The 4,434-nt window shown below is 68.9% G+C and carries 6 protein-coding genes; 3 read left to right on the plus strand and 3 right to left on the minus strand.

The genetic code is table 11. The features are described 5' to 3' along the window. Positions 1–230: 230 nt before the first annotated feature. On the minus strand, positions 231–413 hold the full coding sequence (locus VIB55_RS05600; RefSeq protein WP_331875682.1) for a hypothetical protein: 183 nt from the start codon (positions 411–413) through the stop codon (positions 231–233). Between the two features lie 90 nt (positions 414–503). Between VIB55_RS05600 and VIB55_RS05605 the strand changes: the two genes are divergently transcribed. The 3 genes from VIB55_RS05605 to VIB55_RS05615 all read left to right on the plus strand — a co-directional run bounded on the left by VIB55_RS05605 (position 504) and on the right by VIB55_RS05615 (position 2,637). Beyond that, on the plus strand, positions 504–1,337 hold the full coding sequence (locus VIB55_RS05605; RefSeq protein ID WP_331875683.1) for a helix-turn-helix domain-containing protein: 834 nt from the start codon (positions 504–506) through the stop codon (positions 1,335–1,337). Positions 1,338–1,547: 210 nt separating this feature from the next. Beyond that, entirely contained in the window at positions 1,548–2,030 is a 483-nt protein-coding gene (locus VIB55_RS05610) for a mobile mystery protein A (RefSeq protein ID WP_331875684.1), read from the plus strand. Continuing rightward, positions 2,020–2,637 carry a mobile mystery protein B gene (locus tag VIB55_RS05615; RefSeq protein WP_331875685.1) on the plus strand — a complete coding sequence of 206 codons (618 nt, stop codon included), beginning with the start codon at positions 2,020–2,022 and terminating at the stop codon, positions 2,635–2,637. Before VIB55_RS05610 ends, VIB55_RS05615 begins: the two co-directional genes overlap by 11 nt. A gap of 45 nt (positions 2,638–2,682) precedes the next feature. Here VIB55_RS05615 and VIB55_RS05620 read toward each other — a convergent pair whose 3' ends face one another. After that, a complete protein-coding gene (locus tag VIB55_RS05620) occupies positions 2,683–3,759 on the minus strand; it encodes an XRE family transcriptional regulator (protein WP_331875686.1) in 1,077 nt (358 codons plus the stop codon). A gap of 192 nt (positions 3,760–3,951) precedes the next feature. Next, on the minus strand, positions 3,952–4,434 hold a 483-nt coding region (locus tag VIB55_RS05625; protein WP_331875687.1), incomplete at its 5' end, for a hypothetical protein.

Genomic DNA, 4,434 nt, shown 5'->3' on the forward strand with positions numbered 1-4,434 from the left:
AATCGGCGCATAGGTGCCTCCGCGAGAGGAGCGTGAAGTGGATGAAGGAGCCACCTAAGATGCACGCTCACCGCGTCCACTTGCAACACATGAAGTGCACGAAATGAGGGCGTCCCCCGCCCCTCGCGAGACGCCACAAACGCCGTACGCTCCAGACGCGCCCTCCCGATGACCGGGGACGGCGCTATCCCCCGACTCCGACCCCTCCAAGCAGCCGTCCCGCTTAGACGCTAGTTTCCTCCACCGATCATGATGCCGCCGGCCGCGGGCTTGGCCGCGGCCGAGTCGCCTGCGGGCGATCCGGACGTGGATGCCCCCGCGGCAGGCGCAGCACTGGCGGGATGCAGGGGCTCGTCGGAGCCGCACGCGGCGAGCGCAACCAGCACGGCGGCGCAGAACGTGAATCGTTGCATGAGAGTCTCGCGGGATCGCGGTAAGTGGATAAAGTGGTCAACCCAGGATAGGCGGTCCCCCACCCACGTGCAACACATCAGACGCCTGAAATGAAGTCGCCCGTCGTTCCGCCTCCCGGCCTGGTAGATCACGCTACCCGGACGGCGTTGCTGCTGTCTGACCACTTTGACCACATATCGTCCGAAGGCCGCTACCGGGTGCGCCGGTGCGCCACCTGGGCGGAGCTGGCGGAGCAGGCCCAGCAGGCGCCGCCCAGCGCGGTGCTGCTGGTGCGCACCGAGCCGGGCGACGGCGCGCTGCAGGCGCTGGAGCAGCTGATGCGGGCCACGCCCTCCGTACCGGCGGTGGTGGCGCTCTCGTTCCGCGCGGCCAGCGCCGAGCACCTGCGCGCGGCGCTGGCCACGGGGATCAGCGAGGTGGTGAACCTGGACCTGGAGCGCACCTTCGCCTCCATGCACCCCACGCTGCGCCGGGCCCACGCGCGCCCGCTGAAGCGCCGGATCGAGGCGCAGCTCCCCGTGTGGGTGAGCGAGCACGCACGCACGCTCCTGCGCGCGACGGCCGAAACGGTGGTGGACGGGGGAGGGCGGGAGGTGCTGGCCTCCATCTTCGCCGTGCAGCAGCGCACCGTGGCAGACTGGACGGCCGAGCTGGGGCTGCCCACGCCACGCAGGCTGCTGGGGTGGATGCGGGTGCTGCTGGCGCTGACGCTGCTGGAAGAGGCCAACCGCACGGTGCGCAACGTGGCGGAAAGCTGCGGCTACAGCGACGACACGGCCCTCAAGCGCGCCGTCGAGAACTTCACCGGCGCGCCCTCGGCCACCCGCGCGCAAACCTTCACGACGGCCTTCGAAGTCTTCCGCGACGAGCTCTGGCACCTGCGCGAAAGCCGCCGCGAGGCGCGCAGGGCAGAGTCGGTGTAACCACGACAGCGGGCCTCACGCAGAGCCGCAGAGCCGCAGAGCCGCGGCGAAAGAATGGCAGGGCCGGCGGAAGATAACCCATGAAAGCGCTCCGGGGGTACGCCTGCCCCGGGGCGCTTCTGCGTTCACGTACGAAAGCAATGCCTTTATCTTTCGCGGGATATAGAAAAGTTATATCTTTCTCCTTGATATGCTTTCCAAGGAAGATCGATGCTGAAAACTAACTTGATGACCAGCCTGGCCGGCCAGCAGACAGAGCGGCGGTTCTCAGCGCTGCGGGAGCAGGCCGGGCTTCTCGCCACTCCCAAGGGCGGGTGGATACGCCTGCTGCGCACGTCATTGGGGATGCGGCAGCAGGACCTCGGCGCCCGGCTCGGGATCACGGCACAGGCCGCTGGGCAGCTGGAACAGCGGGAGATCGACGAGGCGGTAACGCTCAAGGCGCTCCGTCAGACCGCCGACGCTCTCGGTGCCGACCTGCACTACGTCCTCGTACCCCGGCAGCCGCTAGCCGCCACGGTCGAGGAGCGGATCAGCCGTGCAGCGCGTCATCTTGCCCGCCAGGTAGACCACACGATGAGGCTGGAGAACCAGGCGACCGGAGACGCGGCGAGCCAGATGCGGATACGGCACATCGAGGAGCAGCTGCGCCTGACACCCTCGCTGGTGTGGACGCTCCCCGATGACCTTTGAGGGTGAACGCGGCTCCGGAGGCACGACGCCGCTCGATCCCGACGAGGCCGAGGGCCTCCTGCAGCCGCACATCACCACCCAGGAGGAGCTCAACGAAGCGGAGGCCGCCAACGTCGCGGACGCACTCCTGTGGGCGCATACCACCCGGGCAGGGCGGCGCGATCCACTCTCGGAAGCATACGTCTTCGAGCTGCACCGCCGGATGTTCGGCCAGGTCTGGTCGTGGGCGGGAACCCCTCGGCTGACGCAGAAGAACGTGGGTGTCGCGGCGTGGGAGATACGTCCCGGCGTCCGCGATACCATCGCCGACGCCCGGGTGTGGAGAGACGCGCTCCGAACGAACAGGCCTGTCTTCCCGCTCGACGAGATCGCGGTTCGCGTGCACCACCGCCTCGTATGGGTGCATCCGTTTCCCAACGGCAACGGGCGCCACGCCAGGATGATGGCCAACCTCGTGCTGCGGCACGCCGGCGCGCCACCGCTCACATGGGGGGACACGAGCGGCTCGCTGGTGTCCACCGGCACGTTGCGCGATCGATACTTGGCCGCGCTACGCGCAGCAGACCGCGGCGACTACGGTCCGCTGATCACGTTCGCGAAAAGCTGACGCGGAGCCGTTCGGCGCGAATACGCCGGAATCAGCACCTGCGGCTCAGCCCGGCAGATCGTACGAGAGCGGATGCTGGTACGCCGCGCATACCTGCGCGAACTGCAGCACCGTCACGCCCAGCAGCGTGGCTGCGCGGCGTAGCGAGAGTCGTCCGTCGTTCACCGCGTCCGCCACCCGCTGCACGAAGGGCCTGCTGAACAGGGGCGGCACCTGATCCGTCGACACGCGGCTCGATCGCGACACGGGCGGGAGTGCCGCGGCCGCAGCCTTGGACAGCAGCCCAAGGTTCACGAGGCGCCACTGCAGGGCCTGCGTGCTGACCCGCAGATCCGCCGCCGTACGGGCGAGCCATGCGGTCACGTCCTCGTCGCCACGCGTGCTCCAGCCACGCGCCACGATATCTGCGGGCATCAGGAGCGCGGCGGCGAAGTTCTCGGCCATCAGCTCCACCCGGTTGCCCTTGGTCCGCTTTACCTCCTGGGGTTCGATGCGCTTGGGAGGCATGGCATCCCAGGTGAGCAGGTGAAACAGCTCGTGCGCGAGATCGAAGGACCGCCGGCCGGCCGGTTCCCTGCGGTTGACGACGATGGTGTGCTGCCCCGGCAGGTGCGACGCGGCACCTGAAATTCCCACGGGGGCGTCCACGTAGAGCACCAGCACACCGAGTTCGCGATGCACCGCGTCTTCCAGCCGGTCCGCGGGCACGTCTCCCAGCGACCAGCGCTCCCGCAGCAGCTCGGCACTCGCCGCCGCGTCCTCGAACGATGAACGTTCGGTCAGCTCGAGCTTGTGGCCGAGGCGGCGAGGCTCGCACCCCACCTGCATGCCCAATTCGCGGTACGTGGCGATCCACCTCCCCGCCTGCTCCTGGAACGCCGAGAGCGTTTCCGGATCCACGTCCTTCGCGCGGAAGTTGAACGAGCCCTCGCCAACCAGGCGGTACGGATCGAGGAACGTATCCACGTCGACACCAAGCACGTGCGCCGCGCGAACCAGCTCGTCGGGCGCGATGCGCCGTTCCCCAGCTTCGATCGCCGCAAGCGTCTGCCGGTCGTTGAACCCGAGCCGCGCGGCGAGCGACTCCTGGCTCAGGCTCCGCTCCTCACGCAGCGCCCTCATGCGTCCGCCGATTCGAGCCTGCTGTGTTTGCGTCATCATACCCGACAATATGTGCTTGCAAATCGAAAAATGCAAGACTCCCATGTGAGGCGGAGATGCCTTGATACGCAACGCAAACGCCCCGGAACCAGGTAGGCTCCGGGGCGGTTGGATCGTCGATGCGCCGCAGGTCTTCGGCTACGACGCTGTTCGTCAGTCCTGCTGCTGTTGGCCGAGTGCGGCCTGCAGGAGGCGCTGGAGGTCGGCGCTGCGGGCCAGCAGGCTCTCGGTGAGCGGCTCGATGCGCACCATCTCGCGGCGAAGCAGCTCCTCGTACGAACGCACCTGGCGCGCGACCGCGGGCTGGCGCATGACACCCGCCTCCACGTTCATGAAGCGCGCGCGAATCTGCGCCGCCTCGCGGTCCAGCGACCGCAGCCGGGCCGCGTCGCCGCGGCGCTGGGCGGTTTGCACCTCGGCGGGGATCTGGCGCGCGCGGCTGGCCAGCGTGCGCAGCTCCGGGTCGGCCGCGTCCATCGCCTGCTGAATGCCCTGCATCAGCGCGTCGCGCCGGCGGCGCAACTCGGGGTTCTGCAGGGCGCGCTCGTGCACCTGCGCCAGGTGCCCGCTCAGGCGCTGAAGCTCGCCGTACCAGTTGCGCGCCATGTCGCCGGCGGACGCGCCGGGCGCCCGCGC

The sequence above is a fragment of the Longimicrobium sp. genome, assembly GCF_036554565.1.
GTDB lineage: Bacteria > Gemmatimonadota > Gemmatimonadetes > Longimicrobiales > Longimicrobiaceae > Longimicrobium.

Excerpts from the sequence above, each read along its gene's own strand:
- VIB55_RS05600 (WP_331875682.1), bottom strand. The coding sequence starts at position 413 with ATGCAACGATTCACGTTCTGCGCCGCCGTGCTGGTTGCGCTCGCCGCG.
- VIB55_RS05620 (WP_331875686.1), bottom strand. The coding sequence starts at position 3,759 with ATGAGGGCGCTGCGTGAGGAGCGGAGCCTGAGCCAGGAGTCGCTCGCC.
- VIB55_RS05605 (WP_331875683.1), top strand. The coding sequence starts at position 504 with ATGAAGTCGCCCGTCGTTCCGCCTCCCGGCCTGGTAGATCACGCTACC.
- VIB55_RS05610 (WP_331875684.1), top strand. The coding sequence starts at position 1,548 with ATGCTGAAAACTAACTTGATGACCAGCCTGGCCGGCCAGCAGACAGAG.
- VIB55_RS05615 (WP_331875685.1), top strand. The coding sequence starts at position 2,020 with ATGACCTTTGAGGGTGAACGCGGCTCCGGAGGCACGACGCCGCTCGAT.